At 38.2% G+C, this 3,383-nt stretch carries 6 protein-coding genes; 4 read left to right on the forward strand and 2 right to left on the reverse strand.

Annotated elements, in window-relative coordinates; genetic code table 11:
- The 3 genes from AC1DPZ_RS24315 to AC1DPZ_RS24325 form a co-directional block, all read left to right on the forward strand.
- Positions 1-515: amino acid--tRNA ligase-related protein (locus AC1DPZ_RS24315; RefSeq protein ID WP_477408339.1), on the forward strand; the 515-nt coding region annotated here is incomplete at its 5' end.
- Positions 516-698: 183 nt separating this feature from the next.
- Positions 699-956 (forward strand): hypothetical protein, encoded by a 258-nt coding sequence (locus AC1DPZ_RS24320; RefSeq protein ID WP_477408341.1) that lies wholly within the window; start codon positions 699-701, stop codon positions 954-956.
- Between the two features lie 65 nt (positions 957-1,021).
- Complete coding sequence (locus AC1DPZ_RS24325; protein ID WP_477408342.1) at positions 1,022-1,240, forward strand: hypothetical protein; 219 nt, start codon at positions 1,022-1,024, stop codon at positions 1,238-1,240.
- 79 nt (positions 1,241-1,319) lie between these two features.
- Here AC1DPZ_RS24325 and AC1DPZ_RS24330 read toward each other — a convergent pair whose 3' ends face one another.
- Positions 1,320-1,868 (reverse strand): DUF2892 domain-containing protein, encoded by a 549-nt coding sequence (locus AC1DPZ_RS24330; RefSeq protein WP_477408343.1) that lies wholly within the window; start codon positions 1,866-1,868, stop codon positions 1,320-1,322.
- Positions 1,869-1,941: 73 nt separating this feature from the next.
- On the opposite strand from AC1DPZ_RS24330, the gene ung reads away from it, so the two are divergent.
- Complete coding sequence (gene ung, locus AC1DPZ_RS24335) at positions 1,942-2,619, forward strand: uracil-DNA glycosylase (RefSeq protein ID WP_477408344.1); 678 nt, start codon at positions 1,942-1,944, stop codon at positions 2,617-2,619.
- Between the two features lie 95 nt (positions 2,620-2,714).
- Here the strand turns inward: ung and AC1DPZ_RS24340 are convergent, their stop codons facing one another.
- The gene (locus tag AC1DPZ_RS24340; RefSeq protein ID WP_295719405.1) at positions 2,715-3,185 is read right to left on the reverse strand and encodes an Lrp/AsnC family transcriptional regulator; all 471 of its coding nucleotides are present in this window, start codon (positions 3,183-3,185) and stop codon (positions 2,715-2,717) included.
- Positions 3,186-3,383 lie beyond the last annotated feature (198 nt).

Raw genomic sequence — 3,383 nt, forward strand, 5'->3', positions numbered from 1 at the left:
GCACAAAAGTGGGCCTGGTAGAGCGCTTTGAGCTGTTTGTAAATGGCAAGGAGATAGCAAATGCCTACTCCGAATTAAATGATCCTATAGATCAGCGCGAGCGTTTAGAGGAGCAGCTGATTTTGGCCGGTCGTGGCGATGATGAGGCTATGGCGATGGACGATGACTTTTTACGCGCTCTGGAATATGGCATGCCGCCAACATCGGGCCTGGGTATTGGTATCGATCGCCTGGTAATGCTGATGACTAACCAAAGCACCATACAGGAAGTATTGTTCTTTCCGCAGATGCGCCCCGAGAAAAAAGCTAAAGTTGCTACCGCGGATGATTTCATAAACGTGGGCGTACCGGCCGAGTGGGTACCTGTATTAAATAAGATGGGCTTTAACACTGTTGAAGAATTAAAAGCCGGCAACCCCAACAAAGTATTTAACGACCTGGGCGGGATGCGTAAAAAATTAAAACTTGAAATTACCATGCCTGCCAAGGAAGTGGTGATGAGTTGGTTTGAGTAGATTTATTCCATTTTTCAATAATTAAAAGACGCACTAAATGCGTCTTTTTTATTTTATATCAAAATTTTAATATCACACTATATAATTTTTAATTAAAATAGTATAAAAATCTATTTTTCTTTAATATATTTACGCTAACACATATATTTGTGTTACAAGTAATACCTTATCACAATATTATATATGCGTTTAAATAGTTGCACCGTTAATAGTACCGGGCATATTACGAAGCTAAAGCGCGATTATAGCGGCAGCCAATATTATGCTTTATCCTGCTCAGAAAACATAGGCGATAATAATGGTATCTCTATTATTAATATTATGGAAAATCTTTCTTCTGAGTCGGGTTGCACTTTTTGTAAAAATGATTATGGTTATTCGCTAACTGTAAAGCAGATACACCATAATATCAACGGTAACAATTTGTTAATGAAAGCTTAAAGCAAATACGACTTTTGGTTTAATAATGATGATTATACTTGCAATAAACAATAAATACAAATATCATGACTAATTCAATTCTGGAAATTACCGAAAATGAATACCTGATAAAACTGAACCGGAGCAATTTCAACCTGTCGTTCATCAGGAGTTTATTAAAAATGGTTGAAGTGTCGAACCCAACCGAAGAAAGCGATTACACCTATAGCGACCATGTTGTGGTACATCCCTACCAAAATCATTCGGCCACAGCCGATTATTTTAGCGCTATTGACGAAAAATAAAAGGGACCCATTTTGGGGTCCCTTTTATTTTTTTATTCTTTTTTTGCTTGCTGTTTGGTTTGCCTATTCTTTATCCTGATTAAAACTGACGATATCCCCCTCTTACTACCTGCTTATCCATTTGGGCCAATTGGCCTTTCATCATCTTTATCTGGTCGGTAAGTAATTTATTCTTATCATCTTTTGATGCTTCAGACAGGTACATTTGCGCTTCGCGTTTATTACGTTTTGCCATAGAAATACCCGCCAGGCTCAATTTAGCCAAAGCTATATTGTGCGACATTTTCATGCCCAGCTGTAAAGATTTTTTGAAGTATTTCTCAGATTTCATCGGCGCTTTGCGCGATTCGATCAAACCGATCAACAGGTTGTAATAACCATGCTGATTTTTGTGTAATTGCTTTTCGTAATCGGTTATCTTCATTAACCATTCCTCGGCTTTGGCCGAATTCTCTTTACGCAGGAAATATTGCGAGATGATCATGTTCTCGTTAAAAAAGAAACTGAGCAACACGATACCACCAAAAAACAATACTAAAATACCCCAGCCCCAAAAGCCAAAAGCACAAAGCGCAACAGCTGCGCCAAAGAATACACACGCTACAATTAAACGAACTATATTTGACATGATTTGTGATACTTATATTAACTGCAAATATCCGTTTATTTGTACGCTAAACCAACATCTATATAAATATTTTATGTCGAATGCATTACACCCATCATGGCTTGCAGTATTAGAAGACGAATTTGGCAAGGCATACATGGTAAAACTGAAACAATTTTTATTAAAAGAAAAAGAAACGGGACAGGTAGTATACCCCAAAAACACCGAAATTTTCAATGCTTTTAACACCACGCATTTTGACAATGTTAAAGTGGTGATATTGGGGCAGGATCCCTACCCAGGCGCTCACCAGGCACACGGACTCTCATTTTCGGTACAAAAGGGTATTGCAATACCACGGTCGCTTAAAAACATCTATAAGGAGCTGGAAGCCGATATCCCGGGCTTTAAAACCCCAACACATGGCAACCTGGAAGAATGGGCCAAGCAAGGCGTATTGCTTTTAAACGCTACCCTCACCGTAAGGGCCGGAGATTCGGCCTCACATCAAAAAAAAGGCTGGGAAGAATTTACCGACGAGGTGATCAAAACCATATCTGATAAAAAAGAAGGCATCGTATTCATCCTTTGGGGTGCATTCGCACAATCAAAAGCAGTATTGATTGACGAAAAAAAGCATTTCATCATCCGGTCGGCCCACCCCTCACCCTTCTCGGCAGAGCGTGGCTTTTTCGGCAGTAAACCTTTTTCGAAAACCAATGAAATTTTAAAAAGAGAAGGGAAAGCGGAGATAGATTGGCAAATTCATTGAGGATGATTTGAAGATGTGTTGATTTGAAAATTTGAAAATTACATAAATCGAAGACTACTTTCAAATTATCACATTTTCAAATTTTCAAATCACTTCTAATATTCCAACGGCACAATCGGTTCCTTTTTACTTGTCGACATGATCATCATAGTTTGGAAGGTTTTTACTACCGTGATGCGGCTTATTTTTTCCATGATCAGTTGCTCGTACGATTTAATGTCGCGCACATAAACCTTTAGTAAAAAATCGCACTGGCCGGTTACGTGATGGCACTCGGTAACTTCTTTGATGGTTTTTATCTCATCCAAAAAAGTTTGAATGGTATTCTTCTGATGAAAATCAAGCGAGATCTGGATAAAAGTTTTTATGCCCAGGCCAAGTTTCTCTTCATCTACCAGCGCATGATAGCTTTTTATATATGCAGCGTTCTCCAGTTTACGCACGCGCTCAAGCGTTGGAGCCGGCGAAAGCCCTATTTCGTTTGATAACTGGAGGTTGGTTATCCTTCCATTTTCCTGTAAAATCTTGAGTATCTGTAGGTCTATTTTGTCTAATTCAGCAGCCATAGTACTTGCAAATATAATATTTTCCGCATTTCACAAAATTAAATTTCACTTAAAACGAGTAAAACAAAAATATATTTCCTAAGTCTTCATATTTTAGATTAGTCTAAATTTTTTATTAGTTTTGTATAAATGAATACATTAGCCGAGGAGAACTATTTAAAGTGCATTTATCACCTGGCAATAGATGCCGGCATAGTG

It is taken from the genome of Mucilaginibacter sp. P4_G9, from assembly GCF_056400985.1.

Coding starts and splice junctions, on each gene's coding strand:
- AC1DPZ_RS24320 (WP_477408341.1), top strand. CDS start 699: ATGCGTTTAAATAGTTGCACCGTTAATAGTACCGGGCATATTACGAAG.
- AC1DPZ_RS24325 (WP_477408342.1), top strand. CDS start 1,022: ATGACTAATTCAATTCTGGAAATTACCGAAAATGAATACCTGATAAAA.
- AC1DPZ_RS24330 (WP_477408343.1), bottom strand. CDS start 1,868: ATGTCAAATATAGTTCGTTTAATTGTAGCGTGTGTATTCTTTGGCGCA.
- ung (WP_477408344.1), top strand. CDS start 1,942: ATGTCGAATGCATTACACCCATCATGGCTTGCAGTATTAGAAGACGAA.
- AC1DPZ_RS24340 (WP_295719405.1), bottom strand. CDS start 3,185: ATGGCTGCTGAATTAGACAAAATAGACCTACAGATACTCAAGATTTTA.